This is a genomic window from Klebsiella sp. P1CD1 (assembly GCF_003790505.1).
Taxonomy (GTDB): Bacteria; Pseudomonadota; Gammaproteobacteria; order Enterobacterales; family Enterobacteriaceae; genus Klebsiella; species Klebsiella variicola.
In genome coordinates this window covers 2,148,661-2,168,657 of sequence record NZ_CP033631.1, presented here as the reverse complement: position 1 = coordinate 2,168,657, position 19,997 = coordinate 2,148,661, and the positions used below count along the sequence as shown (strand labels likewise).

Here is a 19,997-nt window from a genome sequence, read left to right as displayed (position 1 = left end):
CGGATTAGGCTGCGAGCTTACTCGAACTCGTTCCATGAGCGGCCGTCACGGGTGATCATCGCCACCGACGCAACCGGTCCCCAGGTCCCTGCCTGATACGGTTTCGGCGCATCGCGGTCGGCAGCCCAGGCTTCGGTGATGGAATCCACCCATTTCCACGCCTCTTCCACTTCATCACGGCGGACGAACAGCGCCTGGATACCGCGCATGGTCTCCAGCAGCAGACGCTCATAAGCATCGGCCAGGTGCGTCTGGTTGAAGGTCTCGGAGTAGCTCAGATCCAGCTTGGTGATCTGCAGATTATGCTTATGGTCGAGGCCCGGCACTTTGTTCAGCACCTGGATATCCACCCCTTCGTCCGGCTGCAGACGAATGGTCAGCTTGTTCTGCGGCAGCTCCTGCCAGGTCTCTTTAAACAGGTTCAGCTCCGGAGTTTTGAAGTAAACCACGACCTCAGAGCATTTGGTCGGTAGACGTTTGCCGGTGCGCAGATAGAACGGTACGCCGGCCCAGCGCCAGTTATCGATATCGACGCGGATAGCCACGAAGGTTTCGGTGTTACTGGTTTTGTTGGCGCCCTCTTCTTCCAGGTAGCCCGGCACTTTTTTGCCCTGGGCAAAGCCGGCGGTGTACTGGCCGCGAACGGTTTTCTCACGCACGTTGGAGCGATCAATGCGGCGCAGGGATTTCAGGACCTTGACCTTTTCATCACGGATGCTGTCGGCGCTGAGATCGGACGGCGGTGACATGGCAATCATGCAGAGGATCTGCAGCAGGTGGTTCTGGATCATGTCGCGCATCTGCCCGGCCTGGTCGAAGTAACCCCAGCGCCCTTCAATACCCACCTCTTCCGCGACGGTGATTTCGACATGGTCGATAGTGCGGCAGTCCCAATTATTGACGAACAGAGAGTTGGCAAAGCGCAGCGCCAGCAGGTTGAGGACCGTCTCTTTACCGAGGTAGTGGTCGATACGGTAGACCTGGCACTCTTCAAAAAACTCGCCGACCTGGTCGTTGATTTCACGCGAGGTTTCCAGCGAGGTACCCAGCGGTTTTTCCATCACCACGCGCGCAGGCTTGGCATTGAGCTTCGCTTCGCCCAGACCTTTGCAGATCGCGCCAAAGGTGCTCGGCGGCATGGCGAAATAGTTGATGGTGACACGGTTCTGTTGATCCAGCATCTCACCCAGACGCGTGAAGCCGCTGGTGTCATTGACGTCAAGATTACAGAACTCCAGGCGTCCGCTCAGGGAATCCCACAAACCCTCATCAATTTTTTCCTTCATGAAGGTTTCCAGCGCTTCGCGCACGACTTTGGTGTAAGCCGCTTTATCCCAATCGGCACGGCCGACGCCAATGATGCGGGTGTCGGCGTGGATCTGGCCCGCTTTTTCAAGCTGATACAGGGAAGGCAACAATTTACGTCGCGCCAGGTCGCCCTTCGCGCCGAAAATGACCAGGTCGCATGCCTGGGCCGTTTGCGTTACCGCCATGTCATTCTCCTCAGTTGATAGTCTGGTGCTTCTGCCAGGCTATATTTGTAATTTTCTTACACTGCACTGTACTGTGTTTACGTATTTCCCGAAAGCCTTCCCCTTCGTTTGCGGCGGTAAAACCGCACAGGGTGAAAACATTCGGCGATGATTTGGGCATCTGGCTGATATTGTTCGTTGTTTGTACCTGTTTCAGGTCAGTAAAATACGACTCTGATCATGTAATGAAAAAAAACAACATTATTTCACGTCATTCCTCACCGCTTGCGCTTGCGGAGGGGTATATTCTTGCTAAAACGCCCGATGATTTCACCCATTAATGAAATCGTTTCCATTGATGAGCGCCCTGTTACTAATGAACATGCTGGAAAAAATCCAGTCCCGACTGGAACACCTTAGCAAATCTGAACGCAAAGTGGCGGAAGTGATCCTCGCCACCCCCGCGCAGGCCATTCATTCGAGCATCGCCGCCCTCGCCCTTGAGGCCGGGGTGAGCGAACCGACCGTCAATCGCTTCTGCCGCAGTCTCGAAACCCGCGGGTTTCCTGATTTTAAACTGCACCTTGCCCAGAGCCTCGCGCACGGCACGCTCTATGTTAACCGGAATGTTGATGAAGACGACAGCGTTGAGTCATACACGGGAAAAATATTCGAATCGGCCATGGCGAGTTTAGATCAGGTCCACCATTCTCTCGACATGTCGGCGGTGAATCGCGCGGTGGATCTGCTGACTCAGGCCAAAAAAATCGCCTTTTTCGGCCTCGGTTCCTCGGCGGCGGTCGCCCATGATGCGATGAACAAATTTTTCCGCTTTAACGTGCCGGTCATCTATTCCGACGACATTGTCCTGCAACGCATGAGCTGTATGAATTGCGATGACGATGATGTGGTGGTGATTATCTCGCATACCGGAAGAACCAAGAGCCTGGTGGAGCTGGCGCAGCTGGCCCGTGAAAACGATGCCATGGTGATCGCCCTCACCTCCGCCGGTACCCCCCTGGCCCGGGAAGCCACGCTCGCCATCACCCTCGATGTGCCGGAAGATACCGACATCTATATGCCGATGGTCTCCCGTCTCGCCCAGCTGACCGTCATCGACGTATTGGCGACGGGGTTTACGCTGCGTCGGGGAGCAAAATTCAGAGATAACTTGAAGAGGGTCAAGGAAGCGCTGAAGGAATCGCGTTTTGATAAAGAACCGTTCGTACCCAGTGATAATCAATAAAAGTTGATAACAAGCAGTACCCCATTACACCTTCGATAACGATCCGGCTGTGCGACGTTGCAGGCTGGCGCTACCGAATCCATGTTCACGCAACACCAAAGTTGTATCAGTCAACGGAGTATTACATGTCCAGAAGGCTTCGCAGAACCAAAATCGTTACTACCTTAGGCCCGGCAACTGACCGCGATAACAACCTGGAAAAAGTTATCGCCGCGGGCGCAAACGTAGTGCGTATGAACTTCTCTCACGGCACCCCGGAAGATCATCAGCTCCGTGCCGACAAAGTGCGTGAGATTGCGGCAAAACTGGGCCGTCACGTGGCCATCCTCGGCGACCTCCAGGGACCAAAAATTCGCGTATCGACCTTCAAAGAAGGCAAAATTTTCCTCAACGTCGGCGATAAATTCCTGCTCGACGCTAACCTTGGTAAAGGTGAAGGCGACAAAGAGAAAGTCGGGATCGACTACAAAGGCCTGCCGGCGGATGTCGTGCCGGGCGATATCCTGCTGCTCGACGATGGTCGCGTGCAGCTGAAAGTCCTCGAAGTTCAGGGAATGAAAGTGTTTACTGAAGTGACCGTCGGCGGCCCGTTGTCCAACAACAAAGGGATCAACAAGCTGGGCGGCGGCCTGTCTGCCGAAGCGCTGACCGACAAAGACAAGGCCGATATCGTCACCGCCGCCAAAATCGGCGTCGACTACCTGGCGGTCTCTTTCCCGCGCTGCGGCGAAGACCTGAACTACGCCCGTCGCCTGGCGCGCGATGCCGGCTGCGATGCGAAAATCGTCGCCAAAGTTGAGCGTGCGGAAGCGGTCTGCGATCAGGATGCGATGGACGACGTGATCCTCGCCTCCGATGTGGTCATGGTTGCGCGCGGCGACCTCGGCGTCGAAATCGGCGATCCAGAGCTGGTGGGTATCCAGAAAGCGCTGATTCGTCGTGCCCGTCAGCTGAACCGTTCCGTCATTACCGCCACCCAGATGATGGAGTCGATGATCACCAACCCGATGCCGACTCGTGCTGAAGTCATGGACGTGGCCAACGCCGTGCTGGATGGTACCGATGCGGTGATGCTCTCTGCGGAAACCGCTGCCGGTCAGTACCCGTCGGAAACCGTGGCCGCGATGGCGCGCGTGTGTCTGGGCGCCGAAAAAATCCCCAGCCTCAACGTCTCCAAACACCGTCTGGACGTCCAGTTTGACAACGTAGAAGAAGCGATTGCTATGTCGGCGATGTATGCCGCCAACCACCTGAAAGGCATCACGGCCATCATCACCATGACCGAATCGGGCCGCACCGCGCTGATGACCTCGCGCATCAGCTCCGGTCTGCCGATTTTCGCCCTTTCCCGCCACGAGCGCACCCTGAACCTGACCGCACTCTACCGAGGGGTGACCCCGGTGTTCTTCGACAGCCAGAATGACGGGGTAGCCGCTGCGCACGATGCCGTCAATCTGCTGCGGGACAAAGGCTACCTGGTCTCTGGTGACCTTGTGGTCGTTACCCAGGGTGACGTGATGAGCACCATCGGCAGCACCAACACCACCCGTATCCTCACCGTCGAGTAAGCCTCGGTGTCGACCTGCCAGCGATGCGGCTGGCAGGTTTTTTTTGCCCATTATCTGGCAGATTACACCACCCAGCTCAACAACAGCGTCGCGGCGATCACCGTCGACGCCCCGCCGATCCGCGTCGCAATCTGGGCAAACGGCATCAACCCCATCCTGTTTGACGCCGAGAGGATGGCCACATCTCCGGTTCCTCCAAGGCCGCTATGGCAGCTGGTCACGATAGCGGCTTCCACCGGATACATATTCAGGCGAGTAGCGATAAAGAAACCGCTCAGCGCCATGGCAATAACGATGGAGCCGCAAACCACGACGTAGCCAATGGAGAAGACCGAGACCACGCTCTCCAGCGGCACATACAGCATGCCCAGGCCGATCATCAGCGGCCACACCAGCGCGGCGGAGACAAACTTGTAGCAGCTATGCGCCCCCAGCTCCATCGCCGCCGGGATAACGTTGGTATATTTGCAGAAGACGGCCGCCAGAATCATCAGCACCGGCCCGGGAATATGCACTACCTTCTCCAGCAGACCACCGACGATGAAAAATGCACAAATCATCAGCAACCCGGCGCCCATCAGCTGAAAATCGGTGGGTTGGGTACTCTGATGTTGCGCAAAGACGCTATTATCGTCATGGCTGCGGATCAGCATCCCATTGCCGGAGAGCGCCGGACGACGTGCGCCCATGCGCGCCAGAAAACCAGCGCATATAATGGCGAAAATATTCCCAACCACCGCGGCCGGCGCCAGCTGGGCAACATAGACATCAGGTGTTTGCCCGAGAATGGCCGAATAAGCCAGCGACAAAGGCAGGATCCCTTCGCCGATGCCGCCGCCGATAATCGGCACGATGATAAAAAAGAAGGTGTGGTAAATACTGTAGCCAAATAAGCTGCCCACCAGCAGGCCGGTTAATATTGCCGCCCCGGTCCCGGCCACCAGCGGGACAAACATACGCACCATCCCCTGGATCAGAATAGTGCGGTTCATTCCCAGAATACTCCCGACAACCAGACAGGCGATGACGAAATAGAGGAGATTGGCCTCTTTCATCAGCAAGTGCACAGTATCGAGCGTATGAGCTTCAAACACGCCAAAGTAGACCAATACTGAGGGCATCATCAGACACAATATGGCCGGCCCGCCAATGTCTTTTAGTACTGGCACCATGCGGCCAATCTTAGCCAGCGCGAATCCCAGGGTCATAATGACCGCCAGTCCGCCAATCATATTTTTCGGCAGCAGGCCCGCGCTCGCAGAGAGCGCGACGATCGCAGCGATACCAATAAAGAGCGTTAACGGTACGGCACCAACGTCGATATTGGATAAAAGTCGTGTCGATTGGCCGTTCGGTTGCGTTTTATCTATCGGGTGGTTGAGTGAATTATTTTCCATATTTTTACCTGAATGATAAGGAGGTAGCGTAGGGTAGTAACGCAATATTAAAATTTGCGTAGCAACATAAATGAAATAGCACTAAACACCGGCTCACCAAAATACACTCAAAACGGTAGCACAGGCGTTTAAAACAAAAAATGACAAACGGATTTCTTCTGTTGGCTTTGTGACTAAACTATAAAATTGATTTTAAGTAATTTAATTTATCGTCATAAAGCTAAAGTTTTCATCAATGGTGAAATTTAAATGCCTTAGATACAACCCCATGATTTAACCCTGTTTTCTTTATTTGTAAGTAAAGTATCCGAGACGAAATTATTTAAAGGCAGGCGACTGTGATGACTATCACCTTTTAAATATTACGGGATCGCTAGATTGGCGACACAACAACCCGATAAAATATGTCAGGACATCTTATGCCTTCACTACTCTTACAATCTCTTTTCCCATTGGTATTTATCATGCTGCTGGGATGGCTTAGCGGTAAACTAGGCTATACCCGGCGCGAGGATGCCTCCGTTCTGGCCACGGTGGTGATCCGCTTTGCGCTTCCGTTCCATCTTTTTATCGGCGCGTTAAATACCCATCCCGATAAAATTAAAAACTTCACCTTTATGGCGGTGTTAGTCATTGGCCTGATGGGGTCCTATTTTCTCACGCTGCTGATCTCACGCTATGTTTTCCGTCATGATATTAAAACCAGCGCGATTCAGTCGCTGGTTTGCGCCTTCCCCGATATGGCCTACTTTGGCGCGCCCGTGCTGGCGGTACTGATAGGTCCGGAGGGTTTTCTCGGCGTGCTTATCGGAAACCTGGTGACCAGCGTATTGATGATCCCCCTGACTATTATCCTGATTCGCATGGGAGACAAGCACCGGAGCGCGGATGAACCCCAGCTTCACGCCGGGCAGCTGATCCTGCAAAACCTACTGAAGGCCGTGAGAAACCCCATCGTCTGGATCCCAATTTCCGGCGTATTGCTCAGCCTGGCGGGAGTCCAGCTGCCACCTATGCTCAGTATGCCTATTGAAATGGTGGGTAAAATCGCCGGCGGTCTGTCACTGTTCGCCCTGGGACTGCTGTTTTACGGCGAACGCCCGACGGTCAATATTCAAACCTGTACCAATATCAGTATCAAAAATCTGATCCAACCGGCAATGATGGCCCTGGCCGGACTGGCCTTTGGGCTCAGTCATACCTTAATGCAACAGGTTATTATCATCGGCGCGACGCCTTCCGCCATCGCGGCAGGGATGTTTGCGCTGCGCAGCGATACCTATATTGAGCCGGCCTCATCCTCTATTTTGCTGGGTACCGCCATCGGCGTCGTCACCGAAGGCATCATGATTTATCTCATTTCGTAATCACGGAAATAAAACACCAAGACATCAGGCAATGTTTTAATTTGATATTCAGGAGTCATCCAATGTTAGCCACAGAAACCTTATACACTCCCTATAACGGTGCCGTCCTGCTGGAAAATCCGTTATTAAATAAAGGCCTTGCTTTTACCGAAAGTGAACGCACGGCATTTAATCTTCAGGGACTGTTACCCCATAATGTTGAAACCATTGAAGAACAAACCGAGCGCGCATGGGGCCAGTTTTGCCAGTTCAAAAAGAGTATTTCGCGCCATATCTATCTCAGGAATATTCAGGATACTAACGAGACATTATTCTATAACCTGCTGCGTAGTCATATGAAAGAAACGCTGCCGGTGATCTATACCCCGACGGTGGGTGAAGCGTGTGAACATTTCTCAGAAATATATCGCCGGGGACGCGGTTTGTTTATTTCCTGGCCCAACCGTCACCAGATTGACGAAATGCTGCAGGGATTTTCCCGCAATGATATCAAAGTCATTGTCGTGACCGATGGCGAGCGCATTCTGGGGCTGGGCGACCAGGGGATTGGTGGCATGGGGATCCCCATTGGCAAACTCTCGTTATATACCGCCTGCGGGGGCATTCACCCGGCATCCACGCTGCCTATCATGCTAGATGTCGGCACCAACAACCCGCAGCATCTGGAGGATCCGCTGTATATGGGCTGGCGCCATCCGCGCATCAGCGACGAGCAGTACCTGGAGTTTATGGACATGTTTGTCCATGCCATTCAGCAACGTTGGCCGAATGTATTACTTCAGTTTGAAGACTTTGCCCAAAAGAATGCCACGCGACTGCTCAACCGCTATCGTCACCAGCTGTGCTGTTTTAACGATGATATCCAGGGCACCGCCGCCGTGACCTCAGGGACGCTGATCGCCGCCGCGGCCGCGGCCGGGACGCCGATCCGCGACCTGCGGGTAGTTTTCCTTGGCGGCGGTTCGGCCGGATGCGGCATTGCGGAAAAAATCATTGCGCTGATGGTGGATGATGGGCTTTCGCAGGAGGAAGCACGCCGCCGTATCTTTACGGTTGACCGCTTTGGCCTGCTGACGGATGAGATGCCCAATCTGCTCGATTTTCAGCGCGACCTCGTCACGCCGCGAGCCAGTATTGCCCACTGGGATACCGAGTCCGCCCAACTGTCGCTGATGGATGTCGTACGCAACGTCCACCCTACCGTACTGATTGGCGTGTCTGGCCAGCCGGGGTTATTTAGCGAAGAGATAGTGAAGGAGATGCATCGGCACTGCCCGCGTCCGATTATTATGCCGCTCTCTAACCCCACCTCCCGGGCCGAAGCCCAGCCGAAGGATTTGCTGGAGTGGACCCGGGGAAGCGCGCTGATCGCCACCGGCAGCCCGTTCGAACCCGTCTTCTACGACGGCAAAACCTACGATATCGCTCAGTGCAACAACGCCTATATTTTTCCCGGTCTGGGGCTGGGGATCCTCGCCAGTAAAGCGCAGCGCGTCACGGAAGCGATGCTGATCACCTGCAGTAAAACCCTGGCAGCCCACTCGCCTTTGGCGAGCCGTGAAACCGGTGCTTTACTGCCGCCGGTTGAAGAGATCGAAATGATTTCCCGGGCAATTGCCGCAGAGGTCGCTCGCGCCGCGCAGCGGGACGGCGTTGCGCCGCAGATTGACGAGGCACAGCTGGCGGCGAATATCGATAAAACCTTCTGGCGAGCGCGCTACACCGCCTATAAACGATCGTCATTCTGATCGTCATTGCTCCGCTCATCTTACGGGAGGCCGGCTGGCTTCCCGCCACACCGGGGAACCACGCATGTTCAATGTGCTGATCGTCGATGATGATCCCATGGTAGCCGACCTGAACCGGCTGTTTATCAGCCGGGTAGCTGATTTTCACTGCTGCGGGGTGGCGGCGACGATCGGCGACGCCAAAGCGATGCTAAGCCATCTGGCGCAGGTCGATCTACTGCTGCTGGATGTCTATATGCAACAGGAGAATGGCCTGGACCTGCTGCCGGCGCTTCGCGCAGATGGGCGGAATATTGACGTCATCATGATGACGTCTGCCGCCGATACGCTCACGCTACAAACGGCGCTGCACTATGGCGTGGTGGATTACCTGATTAAACCGTTTCAGTTTCCGCGCTTTGAGGAGGCCCTGCAGGCATGGCGCAAAAAGCGTGAGGTGACGCAGGCGAAATCCTGTTATGCCCAAGCGGATATCGACACCCTGCTGCGCCGCGGGATCCCGCAACAGGAAAGCGCCCGCCGCCTGCCGAAAGGGCTGACGCCGCAAACCCTTCGCCTGGTGTGCCAGTGGATTGACGACCATCAGGCGCGCGATTTTTCGACCAACGAGCTGGCGGCGGCGCTGCAGATATCCAGGGTGTCATGCCGTAAATACCTGATTTGGCTGGAGCAGATAAACGTGCTCTTCACGACCAATCACTACGGTATCACTGGCCGCCCGGAGTATCGCTACCGGCTTGTCGTCGAGAACCTGATGTTACTGACGCAATATAGCCAGTGAGCCAGGAACGCCCACTGGCTCTCTTTTAGACTACTTCTTTGGGAACAGCTCTTTGCGTTTGTAGGGCTCGATTTCACCCGGCTTGCGCGTTTTCAGCAGCTTCAGGATCCAGGTGTACTGCTCGGTGTGCGGCTTAACAAACACTTCCACTTCTTCGTTCATCCGCCGGGCGATCGTCGTATCGTCTGCGTCCAGCAGGTCGTCCATCGGCGGGCGGACCAGCACCGTCAGGCGATGCGTTTGGCCATCATAGACCGGAAACAGCGGTACGACGCGGGCGCGGCATACCTTCATTAAACGGCCAATCGCGGGCAGCGTCGCCTTGTAGGTGGCAAAGAAATCCACAAATTCACTGTGCTCAGCGCCGTGATCCTGATCGGGCAGATAGTAACCCCAGTAGCCCTGGCGCACCGACTGAATAAACGGTTTGATCCCGTCGTTGCGCGCGTGCATACGCCCGCCAAAACGACGGCGCACGGTATTCCACACGTAATCAAAGACCGGGTTACCCTGGTTGTGGAACATCGCCGCCATCTTCTGCCCACCGGAGGCCATCAGCATCGCCGGGATATCCACGCCCCAGGCATGCGGAACGAGGAAAATCACTTTCTCGTTATTACGCTGCATCTCGTCGATGATCTCTTTCCCCTGCCAGTCGACGCGGGCAAGGATTTTCTGCGGATCGCGCAGGCCCAGCTCGGCCATCATCACCATCGCCTGCGGCGCCGAGGCATACATGGCGTCGATGATCGCTTCCCGTTCGTGCTCGCTTTTTTCCGGAAAACAGTAGAGCAAATTAATCTGCGCCCGGCGCCGCGAGCTTTTCGCCAAACGCCCTACGAAGCGGCCGAGTTTTCCGAGGATCGGATCGCGAAAGGAAGGCGGCGTCAGCGCGATGCCTGCGAAGGCAAAGACGCCCAGCCACGCGCCCCAGTAGCGCGGCAGTAAAAAGGATTTCTCAAACTTAGGGATAAACTCAATATTATTTTTTTTCGTTTCCATGCCCAATCCGCAGGTCGACTGCTTAATCAAGATAATGGGATAGTGTAGCGAGACGTTAGGTAACCTACAAAAGAAAAAGCCGGCGCCCTGGGGCACCGGCTTTCCACTGACCGGTGGTTAGTCAAACCGCAGCTGCGGGACGACCTCTTTGACCTGCGCCAGGTAATCGGTACGGTCGGAACCGCTCAGCCCTTCGGTACGCGGCAGCTTAGCCGTCAGCGGGTTGACCGCCTGCTGGTTGATCCACACTTCATAGTGCAGGTGCGGCCCGGTAGAACGGCCGGTATTCCCCGACAGCGCGATACGATCGCCGCGCTTCACTTTCTGCCCCGGTTTCACCAGCAGCTTACGCAGGTGCATATAGCGGGTGGTATAGGTGCGACCGTGGCGGATAGCAACATAATACCCGGCAGCGCCGCTGCGCTTGGCCACTACCACTTCGCCATCACCCACTGCCAGCACCGGCGTCCCCTGCGGCATCGCGAAATCGACGCCACGATGCGGCGCGACGCGCCCGGTGACCGGATTCAGACGACGCGGGTTAAAGTTAGAGGAAACGCGGAACTGACGCGCCGTCGGGAAGCGCATAAAGCCTTTCGCCAGCCCCGTCCCGTTACGATCGTAGAATTTGCCGTCTTCGGCACGGATAGCATAGTAATCCTTACCGTCGGAGCGCAAACGCACGCCCAGCAGCTGACTTTGCTCGCGCTTGCCGTCGAGCATTTCGCGCGACATCAATACCGAGAACTCGTCGCCTTTTTTCAGCTTACGGAAATCCATCTGCCACTGCATGGCCTTGATCACCGCGCTGATTTCGGTACTGGTCAGGCCGGCATCGCGCGCGCTGGAGACAAAGCTGGCGCCGACGGTGCCCTTCAGCACATTGTTGACCCAGTCGCCTTTCTGCAGCTCGCTGCTCATTTTAAAACCGTTGTCCACACGGGTATAAGTGCGGGTTTCGCGGCGGGACATCTCCCAGGTCAGGCTCTGCAGATCGCCGTCCGCGGTCAGGGTCCAGGAGAGCTGCTGGCCAATCTTCAGATTACGCAGCTCTTTATCGGCGGAGGAAAGCTGGGCGATATCGCCCATATCGATACCGTACTGGTTCAGGATGCTGCTGAGCGTATCGCCAGTCGACACCACATATTCATGACCGCCGGCATCGGTATCGGCCTTCTCGTCGAGTTCATCCTGAGGAATGGCTTCTTCTTCCTGCGGGGCCTGGTCGATCGGCTCGGAGGCTTCCGGCAGCAGGGAACGGATCTCGCTTTTTTCCAGTTCAATGGTTCTGACGATGGGGGCGGATTCCGGGTGGTAAATGTAGGGTCGCCAGACGGCGACCGCTAAGGTAAGAACGCTAAGCGACCCCAACATGACGCGATGAGGTCGTGGCAGATTGTTGAATGCCTGAGTGACAGCGCGGGCTATCTGTTGCACGTATTCACTTCCTCGTTAATCTCCTTTCAGGCAGCTCGAATACTGATTCGCCAGCTGGGTCAGGAATTGCGGGTAACTCGCTTTACCCAACGTAATTCCAGTACCCAGCGGATCCAGGGTTCCCATGCGCACAGACGTGCCCCGGGCAACAGCTTCGATAACCGCTGGCCTGAACTGTGGCTCAGCAAAAACGCACGTGGCCTTCTGCTCAACCAGTTGTGTTCTGATTTCGTGTAAACGCTGCGCACCAGGCTGTATTTCAGGGTTGACGGTAAAGTGCCCCAGCGAGGTCAAACCGTAGTGTTTTTCAAAGTAACCGTAGGCGTCATGAAAAACGAAATAGCCCTTCCCTTTCAGCGGTGCCAGCTCATTGCTAACCTGCTTGTCAGTCGCCGCCAGCGCGGCCTCGAACTGCTGCAGGTTGCTGTCGAGTTTGGCTCGACTCTGCGGCATAAGTTCTAATAATTTATCGTGGATTGCAACCGCCGAAAGCCGCGCTATCTCTGGGGATAACCACAGATGCATATTGTAAATACCGTGATGGTGATCGCCGTCACTTTTTTCTGCTGCGCCGTGGTCATGACCATCATGATCGTCATCGTCATCCGCCCCGGTCATCAGCAGCGGCTTCACCCCTTCCAGCTCCGCGATGGTCACCTTTTTATTCGCCGCAATGCTTTGCGTCGACCTATCCATAAAGGCTTCCATTTCCGGCCCAATCCATACCACTAAGTCTGCGTTCTGTAAGCGTTTTACATCAGAAGGCCGCAGTGAATAGTCATGCTCTGAGGCGCCGTCGGGCAATAGCACCTGAGTATCTGTCACCCCATCGGCGATGGCGGCTGCGATAAAGCCCAGCGGTTTCATGGAAGTCACTACGGCGGCGCTGGCCAGCGGAACCTGCGCGAACAAAAAAACAGCGCCAAGTCCAGCGCAAAGAAGCGTATTTTTATGTAACATAATGCGTCTAGTCATCGAAACGAGTGAATGTGATGTGATATTATAACATTCACTAGCTTGTGCAACCCTAAATTACTATGACAAACCTTGTTACGCTGGAAAATGTGTCGGTGGCCTTTGGCCAACGCCGCGTGCTGTCTGACATTTCGCTGGCACTCACGCCAGGCAAAATATTAACCCTGCTGGGCCCGAACGGCGCCGGTAAATCGACCCTTGTGCGAGTGGTTCTGGGGCTGGTAGCACCAACAGAGGGTGTCATCAAGCGGGAAGACCGCCTGCGGATTGGCTACGTGCCGCAGAAGCTGCATCTTGACGCCACGCTGCCGCTGACCGTCAGCCGCTTCCTGCGTTTGCGCCCAGGTACCCGCAAAGACGACATCCTGCCGGCACTGAAACGTGTGCAGGCCGGGCATCTGATCGACGCGCCGATGCAAAAACTCTCCGGCGGCGAAACCCAGCGCGTACTGCTGGCCCGCGCCCTGCTCAACCGCCCACAGCTGCTGGTGCTGGATGAACCGACCCAGGGTGTTGACGTCAATGGCCAGGTGGCGCTTTACGATCTTATCGACCAGCTGCGCCATGAACTGGACTGCGCAGTGCTGATGGTATCGCACGACCTGCATCTGGTGATGGCCAAAACCGACGAAGTCCTGTGCCTGAACCAGCATATCTGCTGCTCCGGCGCGCCGGAGGTGGTCTCCATGCATCCGGAGTTTATCTCCATGTTCGGCCCGCGCGGCGCGGAACAGCTGGGGATTTACCGCCACCACCATAATCACCGCCACGACCTTCAGGGGCGAATTGTACTGCGTCGGGGAAACAGCCGCTAATGATTGAACTTCTGTTACCTGGCTGGCTGGCCGGGATGATGCTGGCCTGCGCCGCCGGTCCGCTGGGCTCCTTTGTGGTCTGGCGCCGCATGTCCTATTTCGGCGACACGCTGGCGCATGCGTCGCTGCTCGGCGTCGCTTTTGGCTTATTACTTAACATCAATCCGTTTTATGCGGTGATCGCCGTGACTTTGCTGCTGGCCGGCGGGCTGGTGTGGCTGGAAAAACGCCCCCATCTGGCGATCGATACCCTGCTGGGCATCATGGCGCACAGCGCACTGTCGCTGGGGCTGGTGGTGGTCAGTCTGATGTCTAACGTCCGCGTCGATCTGATGGCGTACCTGTTCGGCGATCTGCTGGCAGTGACGCCGCAGGATTTGATTGCCATCGCCATTGGCGTAGTGATTGTGATTGGTATCCTGCTCTGGCAGTGGCGACCGCTGCTGGCGATGACCATCAGTCCGGATCTGGCGTTTGTCGATGGCGTGAAGCTGCAGCGCGTGAAGTTGCTGTTGATGCTGGTCACCGCTCTGACTATCGGCGTGGCGATGAAGTTCGTCGGCGCGCTGATCATCACTTCCCTGCTGATTATCCCGGCCGCCACCGCCCGCCGTTTTGCCCGCACGCCGGAGCAGATGGCCGCCGTGGCAGTGGGCGTGGGCATGCTGGCCGTTACCGGCGGGTTAACCTTCTCGGCCTTCTACGACACCCCGGCCGGGCCGTCGGTGGTGCTGTGCGCCGCCGTGCTGTTTATTCTCAGCATGACAAAAAAAGCCGCCAGCTGAAAATGAAAAAGCCCGGTCGCGCTGCTGACCGGGCCTCATAATGAACGACACATCCGTCGCGAACTAGGGCATTTCCGGCGGCGTGATCCCGAAATGATTCCAGGCGCGCACCGTCGCCATTCTTCCCCGTGGCGTACGCTGCAGAAAACCCTGCTGAATTAAGTAGGGCTCCAGCACATCTTCAATGGTTTCCCGCTCTTCGCCGATCGCGGCGGCGAGGTTATCCAGCCCCACCGGCCCACCAAAGAATTTATCTATCACCGCCAGCAGTAGTTTACGGTCCATATAGTCGAACCCTTCCGCATCGACATTCAGCATATCCAGCGCCTGGGCAGCAATGTCGGCAGAGATGCTGCCGTCGTGGCGCACTTCCGCGAAGTCGCGCACCCGGCGCAGCAGACGGTTGGCAATACGCGGCGTGCCGCGTGAACGACGGGCCACTTCCAGCGCGCCTTCGTCGCTCATCTCCAGCCCCATATGGCGGGCGCTGCGGCTGACGATATGCTGCAGATCGGGTATCTGATAGAACTCCAGACGCTGCACGATGCCAAAGCGGTCGCGCAGCGGCGAGGTCAATGAACCGGCCCGGGTGGTGGCGCCAATCAGGGTAAACGGCGGCAGATCGATTTTGATGGAGCGCGCCGCCGGACCTTCGCCAATCATAATATCCAGCTGATAGTCTTCCATCGCCGGGTAGAGCACCTCTTCCACCACCGGCGAGAGGCGATGGATCTCATCGATAAACAGCACGTCGTGCGGTTCGAGGTTGGTGAGCATCGCGGCGAGATCGCCCGCTTTCTCCAGCACCGGGCCGGAGGTGGTACGCAGATTCACCCCCATCTCATTGGCGACAATGTTCGCCAGGGTGGTTTTCCCCAACCCAGGCGGGCCAAAAATCAGCAGGTGATCGAGGGCGTCGCCGCGCAGTTTCGCCGCCTGGATAAAGATCTCCATCTGGGAGCGCACCTGCGGCTGGCCGACATACTCTGCCAGCAATTTTGGGCGGATGGCGCGGTCAACGGCCTCTTCTGCGCCGCTGCTGTCTGCCGATACCAGCCGGTCTGCTTCAATCATCCCTTACCTCACAACGCGGCGCGCAGCGCTTCGCGGATTAGCGTTTCACTGTTGGCGTCCGGACGGGCAATCTTGCTTACCATCCGGCTGGCCTCCTGCGGTTTATAGCCCAGCGCGACCAGCGCGGCAACCGCTTCCTGTTCGGCATCATCTGCCGTCGGGCCTGCCGGCGAGGTCAGCACCAGATCGGCCGCCGGAGTGAACAGGTCGCCGTGCAGCCCTTTGAAGCGGTCTTTCATCTCGACGATCAGGCGTTCTGCGGTTTTTTTGCCAATCCCCGGCAGCTTCACCAGCGAGGCGACTTCTTCCCGCTCAACGGCATTGACGAACTGCTGCGCCGACATGCCGGAGAGGATCGCCAGCGCCAGCTTTGGCCCCACGCCGTTGGTTTTAATCAGCTCTTTAAACAGCGTACGTTCCTGTTTGTTGTTAAAACCATACAGCAGCTGGGCATCTTCACGCACCACAAAGTGGGTAAAGACTATCGCCTCCTGACCGGCCTCCGGCAGCTCATAGAAGCAGGTCATTGGCATATGCACTTCATAGCCGACGCCCGCCGTTTCCAGCAACACCAGCGGGGGTTGTTTTTCGAGAATGATGCCTCTGAGTCTGCCTATCACGTGGGGCTCCTGCGTTATGGTCTAAGTATCTGGCGGTATCATAAAAAAAGGCTGGATAGATATCCAGCCTGATTTGCGATTATCGTAAGCGCCCTCGCGCCAGATTGAGCCGGGTCTCGCTGACCTGAGCAACATTCTGGCTGATATGGCAATGGGTGATGGCAATCGCCAGCGCATCCGCCGCATCCGCTTGCGGATTGGCAGGCAGTTTGAGCAAGGTGCGCACCATGTGCTGAACCTGGCTCTTTTCGGCGCTGCCGATCCCGACAACGGTCTGCTTGACCTGACGGGCGGCGTATTCAAACACCGGCAGCGACTGATTGGTCGCTGCAACGATCGCCACTCCGCGCGCCTGCCCAAGCTTTAACGCCGAATCGGCGTTCTTCGCCATAAAGACCTGCTCAATGGCGAAATAGTCGGGCTGAAACTGGGTGATGATCTCCGTCACCCCGGCGTAGATCAGCTTCAGCCGCGACGGCAGATCGTCCACTTTGGTGCGGATGCATCCGCTGCCAAGGTAGCTCAACTGCCGTCCGACCTGGCGGATCACGCCATAACCGGTGACGCGCGACCCCGGGTCAATGCCGAGAATAATAGCCATCACGCGCCTCCGGTTAACCGTGGATGCGACTGCATCACAGGGTGGCCGCGACCTCGTCGGAGATCTCGCCGTTATGGTACACTTCCTGCACGTCGTCGCAGTCTTCCAGCATATCGATCAGACGCAGCAGCTTCGGCGCCGTCTCGGCATCCATATCCGCTTTGGTGGACGGGATCATCGAGACTTCGGCAGCGTCGGCTTTCAGGCCAGCGGCTTCCAGCGCGTCGCGCACGGCGCCCATCTCTTCCCACGCGGTGTAGACGTCGATGGCGCCGTCGTCATAGGTCACCACGTCTTCTGCGCCAGCTTCCAGCGCCGCTTCCATAATGGTGTCTTCATCGCCTTTCTCGAAGGAGATGACGCCTTTCTTGCTGAACAGGTAGGACACGGAGCCGTCGGTACCGAGGTTACCACCGGTTTTGGTGAAAGCGTGACGCACTTCCGCAACGGTACGGTTACGGTTGTCGGACAGACATTCCACCATTACCGCGGTACCGCCAGGGCCATAGCCTTCGTAAATGATGGTTTCCATGTTCGCGTCTTCATCACCGCCGACGCCGCGCGCGATGGCGCGGTTCAGGGTGTCGCGCGTCATGTTGTTAGACAGCGCTTTATCAACGGCCGCACGCAGGCGCGGGTTGGAAGCCGGATCGCCGCCGCCCAGACGCGCCGCAGTCACCAGCTCGCGAATGATTTTCGTAAAGATTTTACCGCGTTTAGCATCCTGTGCCGCTTTGCGGTGTTTGGTGTTGGCCCATTTACTATGACCTGCCATAAAAAACTCTCCAAAAAGCGCGCCCTTTCAGGCGGCGTTAATTACAAATTCTTCAATCGCCTGCCGGTTGCTCCACGACTTGGTCAGCGCAGCGGCTTCCGTCGCGCTGACCCAGCGGTAGGCCAGATGTTCGGTGAAGGTGATCTCCCGCTCATGAGGCAGCGCAAGACAGAACCAGAATTCTGTATTGCGCTCTACACCCGGCGCATAGCGATGACGCAAATGAGAAAATATCTCGAACTCCACCGTGCGCTGACAGTCAATTAAGGTCAGTTGCTCGCAGGCAACATCAATGGCGACCTCTTCCTTTACTTCACGCGCGGCGGCCTGCAGCGCGGTCTCTCCTGCTTCCAGGCTGCCGGTCACCGACTGCCAGAACGCGGGATCGTCACGCCGCTGTAACATCAGCACCCGTTTCGTATCTTCGGCGTAAATCACCACCAGCACCGAAACGGGCAGCTTAAATGACATATTACTTGTTCTCCAGAGACGCTTTCGCCTCTTTCTCCACAACCTGAATACCCAGTTCACCGAGCGCAGCCGGATTGGCGAAGCTTGGCGCTTCGGTCATCAGACAGGCCGCGGCGGTGGTTTTCGGGAAGGCGATAACGTCGCGGATGTTATCGGTACCGGTCAGCAGCATGGTCAGACGGTCAAGACCGAACGCCAGACCCGCGTGCGGCGGCGTACCGTATTTCAGCGCATCCAGCAGGAAGCCGAATTTTTCACGCTGCTCATGTTCATTAATGCCCAGAATACCAAATACGGTCTGCTGCATGTCGCCACGGTGAATACGTACAGAACCGCCGCCGACTTCATAACCGTTAATGACCATATCATAGGCGTTCGCTACGGCCTCTTCCGGCGCAGCTTTCAGCTCGTCCGCGGTCATATCTTTTGGCGAGGTGAACGGATGGTGCATCGCCGTCAGGCCGCCTTCGCCGTCGTCTTCGAACATCGGGAAGTCGATCACCCACAGCGGCGCCCATTTGCTCTCGTCAGTCAGGCTCAGGTCTTTACCGAGCTTCAGACGCAGCGCGCCCAGCGCGTCCGCCACCACTTTCTTGTTGTCGGCGCCGAAGAAGATCATATCGCCGTCCTGCGCGCCGGTGCGTTCGAGGATCGCTTCCACGATCTCAGCGGTGAGGAATTTCGCCACCGGGCTGTTGATCCCGTCCATGCCTTTCGCACGCTCGGTCACTTTAATATAGGCCAGCCCCTTCGCGCCGTAGATCTTCACAAAGTTGCCGTATTCGTCAATCAGCTTGCGGGTCAGAGAGGCACCGCCCGGGACGCGCAGGGCCGCCACGCGCCCTTTCGGATCGTTGGCCGGGCCGGCAAAGACCGCGAATTCGACGGACTTCAGCAGGTCGGCGACGTCCACCAGCTCCATCGGGTTACGCAGATCCGGTTTATCGGAGCCATAACGACGTTCGGCTTCGGCGAAGGTCATGATCGGGAAATCACCCAGGTCGACGCCTTTAATTTCCAGCCACAGCTGACGCACCATTGCTTCCATGATCTCACGCACCTGCGGCGCGGTCATAAAGGAGGTTTCCACGTCGATCTGGGTAAATTCAGGCTGACGGTCGGCACGCAGGTCTTCATCGCGGAAACATTTAACGATCTGATAATAGCGATCGAACCCGGACATCATCAGCAGCTGTTTGAACAGCTGCGGGGACTGCGGCAGCGCGTAGAATTTGCCTTTATGCACGCGGGAAGGCACGAGGTAATCGCGAGCGCCTTCCGGGGTGGCTTTGGTCAGCATCGGAGTTTCGATGTCGAGGAAGCCATGGTCGTCCATAAAGCGGCGCACAAAGCTGGTGATTTTCGCGCGGGTTTTCAGACGCTGCGCCATTTCCGGACGACGCAGGTCGAGGTAGCGGTATTTCAGACGCGCTTCTTCGGTGTTGACGTGATTGGAGTCCAGCGGCAGCGATTCTGAGCGGTTAATGATCGTCAGATCGGAGGCCAGCACTTCGATGGCGCCGGTGGCCATGTCCGCGTTGATGTTTTTCTCTTCACGCGCGCGGACGGTGCCAGTGACCTGAATGCAGAACTCATTACGCAGTTCAGAGGCTAATTTCAACGCATCCGCACGATCCGGGTCGAAAAACACCTGAACGATGCCTTCGCGGTCGCGCATATCGATAAAAATGAGGCTACCGAGATCGCGACGGCGGTTGACCCAACCACACAGAGTCACCTGCTGCCCAACGTGGGACTGTCGAAGCTGTCCGCAATATTCTGTACGCATGAGATATCCCTTAACTTAGCCGTCGGCGGATTGTCGTCTGCCCTGCAGGCGACGAGGTCGCAGCTTTAGCTGAT

Annotated in this window: 19 protein-coding genes; 7 read left to right on the top strand and 12 right to left on the bottom strand. The window is 56.7% G+C overall.

Annotation, left to right across the window (positions count from 1 at the left end; genetic code table 11):
- Positions 1 to 17 precede the first annotated feature (17 nt).
- Both zwf and DTA24_RS10850 read right to left on the bottom strand, forming a co-directional pair.
- Positions 18 to 1,493, bottom strand: a complete 1,476-nt coding sequence (gene zwf / locus DTA24_RS10855) for a glucose-6-phosphate dehydrogenase (RefSeq protein ID WP_008804260.1) — start codon at positions 1,491 to 1,493, stop codon at positions 18 to 20.
- A 10-nt stretch (positions 1,494 to 1,503) separates the two neighbouring features.
- A complete protein-coding gene (locus tag DTA24_RS10850; RefSeq protein WP_004145554.1) occupies positions 1,504 to 1,653 on the bottom strand; it encodes a hypothetical protein in 150 nt (49 codons plus the stop codon).
- A 159-nt stretch (positions 1,654 to 1,812) separates the two neighbouring features.
- Between DTA24_RS10850 and DTA24_RS10840 the strand changes: the two genes are divergently transcribed.
- Both DTA24_RS10840 and pyk read left to right on the top strand, forming a co-directional pair.
- On the top strand, positions 1,813 to 2,718 hold the full coding sequence (locus DTA24_RS10840) for a MurR/RpiR family transcriptional regulator (protein ID WP_162493240.1): 906 nt from the start codon (positions 1,813 to 1,815) through the stop codon (positions 2,716 to 2,718).
- 125 nt (positions 2,719 to 2,843) lie between these two features.
- On the top strand, positions 2,844 to 4,286 hold the full coding sequence (pyk, locus tag DTA24_RS10835) for a pyruvate kinase (protein ID WP_002911440.1): 1,443 nt from the start codon (positions 2,844 to 2,846) through the stop codon (positions 4,284 to 4,286).
- Between the two features lie 62 nt (positions 4,287 to 4,348).
- Here pyk and DTA24_RS10830 read toward each other — a convergent pair whose 3' ends face one another.
- Positions 4,349 to 5,683: a 2-hydroxycarboxylate transporter family protein gene (locus DTA24_RS10830; protein WP_012967679.1), complete on the bottom strand. Its 1,335-nt coding sequence runs from the start codon at positions 5,681 to 5,683 to the stop codon at positions 4,349 to 4,351.
- Positions 5,684 to 6,102: 419 nt separating this feature from the next.
- On the opposite strand from DTA24_RS10830, the gene DTA24_RS10825 reads away from it, so the two are divergent.
- The 3 genes from DTA24_RS10825 (at position 6,103) to dcuR (ending at position 9,579) form a co-directional block, all read left to right on the top strand.
- The gene (locus tag DTA24_RS10825) at positions 6,103 to 7,050 is read left to right on the top strand and encodes an AEC family transporter (RefSeq protein ID WP_012541253.1); all 948 of its coding nucleotides are present in this window, start codon (positions 6,103 to 6,105) and stop codon (positions 7,048 to 7,050) included.
- Positions 7,051 to 7,112: 62 nt separating this feature from the next.
- Positions 7,113 to 8,798: an NAD-dependent malic enzyme gene (locus DTA24_RS10820; RefSeq protein WP_123836821.1), complete on the top strand. Its 1,686-nt coding sequence runs from the start codon at positions 7,113 to 7,115 to the stop codon at positions 8,796 to 8,798.
- Between the two features lie 64 nt (positions 8,799 to 8,862).
- Positions 8,863 to 9,579, top strand: a complete 717-nt coding sequence (gene dcuR, locus DTA24_RS10815) for a two-component system response regulator DcuR (protein WP_008804254.1) — start codon at positions 8,863 to 8,865, stop codon at positions 9,577 to 9,579.
- 30 nt (positions 9,580 to 9,609) lie between these two features.
- On the opposite strand, the gene lpxM is transcribed toward dcuR, so the two are convergent.
- The 3 genes from lpxM to znuA all read right to left on the bottom strand — a co-directional run bounded on the left by lpxM (position 9,610) and on the right by znuA (position 12,978).
- Complete coding sequence (lpxM, locus tag DTA24_RS10810; RefSeq protein ID WP_008804253.1) at positions 9,610 to 10,581, bottom strand: lauroyl-Kdo(2)-lipid IV(A) myristoyltransferase; 972 nt, start codon at positions 10,579 to 10,581, stop codon at positions 9,610 to 9,612.
- 117 nt (positions 10,582 to 10,698) lie between these two features.
- Positions 10,699 to 12,018 carry a murein DD-endopeptidase MepM gene (mepM, locus tag DTA24_RS10805; RefSeq protein ID WP_012541251.1) on the bottom strand — a complete coding sequence of 440 codons (1,320 nt, stop codon included), beginning with the start codon at positions 12,016 to 12,018 and terminating at the stop codon, positions 10,699 to 10,701.
- 15 nt (positions 12,019 to 12,033) lie between these two features.
- The gene (gene znuA / locus DTA24_RS10800) at positions 12,034 to 12,978 is read right to left on the bottom strand and encodes a zinc ABC transporter substrate-binding protein ZnuA (protein ID WP_008804251.1); all 945 of its coding nucleotides are present in this window, start codon (positions 12,976 to 12,978) and stop codon (positions 12,034 to 12,036) included.
- A gap of 110 nt (positions 12,979 to 13,088) precedes the next feature.
- Here znuA and znuC point away from each other — a divergent pair, with 110 nt between their 5' ends.
- Both znuC and znuB read left to right on the top strand, forming a co-directional pair.
- Complete coding sequence (gene znuC / locus DTA24_RS10795) at positions 13,089 to 13,808, top strand: zinc ABC transporter ATP-binding protein ZnuC (RefSeq protein ID WP_229531798.1); 720 nt, start codon at positions 13,089 to 13,091, stop codon at positions 13,806 to 13,808.
- Entirely contained in the window at positions 13,808 to 14,593 is a 786-nt protein-coding gene (gene znuB, locus DTA24_RS10790) for a zinc ABC transporter permease subunit ZnuB (RefSeq protein WP_008804249.1), read from the top strand. Before znuC ends, znuB begins: the two co-directional genes overlap by 1 nt.
- Positions 14,594 to 14,656: 63 nt before the next feature.
- Here znuB and ruvB read toward each other — a convergent pair whose 3' ends face one another.
- The 6 genes from ruvB to aspS all read right to left on the bottom strand — a co-directional run bounded on the left by ruvB (position 14,657) and on the right by aspS (position 19,923).
- The gene (gene ruvB / locus DTA24_RS10785) at positions 14,657 to 15,667 is read right to left on the bottom strand and encodes a Holliday junction branch migration DNA helicase RuvB (protein WP_012541250.1); all 1,011 of its coding nucleotides are present in this window, start codon (positions 15,665 to 15,667) and stop codon (positions 14,657 to 14,659) included.
- 8 nt (positions 15,668 to 15,675) lie between these two features.
- Positions 15,676 to 16,287, bottom strand: coding sequence for a Holliday junction branch migration protein RuvA (ruvA, locus tag DTA24_RS10780; RefSeq protein ID WP_002911454.1), 612 nt, complete (start codon positions 16,285 to 16,287; stop codon positions 15,676 to 15,678).
- A 79-nt stretch (positions 16,288 to 16,366) separates the two neighbouring features.
- On the bottom strand, positions 16,367 to 16,888 hold the full coding sequence (ruvC, locus tag DTA24_RS10775) for a crossover junction endodeoxyribonuclease RuvC (RefSeq protein WP_008804247.1): 522 nt from the start codon (positions 16,886 to 16,888) through the stop codon (positions 16,367 to 16,369).
- A gap of 34 nt (positions 16,889 to 16,922) precedes the next feature.
- Positions 16,923 to 17,663: a YebC/PmpR family DNA-binding transcriptional regulator gene (locus DTA24_RS10770; RefSeq protein WP_002911459.1), complete on the bottom strand. Its 741-nt coding sequence runs from the start codon at positions 17,661 to 17,663 to the stop codon at positions 16,923 to 16,925.
- Positions 17,664 to 17,690: 27 nt separating this feature from the next.
- Entirely contained in the window at positions 17,691 to 18,134 is a 444-nt protein-coding gene (gene nudB / locus DTA24_RS10765) for a dihydroneopterin triphosphate diphosphatase (protein ID WP_002911477.1), read from the bottom strand.
- A 1-nt stretch (position 18,135) separates the two neighbouring features.
- A complete protein-coding gene (aspS, locus tag DTA24_RS10760) occupies positions 18,136 to 19,923 on the bottom strand; it encodes an aspartate--tRNA ligase (protein ID WP_032733283.1) in 1,788 nt (595 codons plus the stop codon).
- Positions 19,924 to 19,997 lie beyond the last annotated feature (74 nt).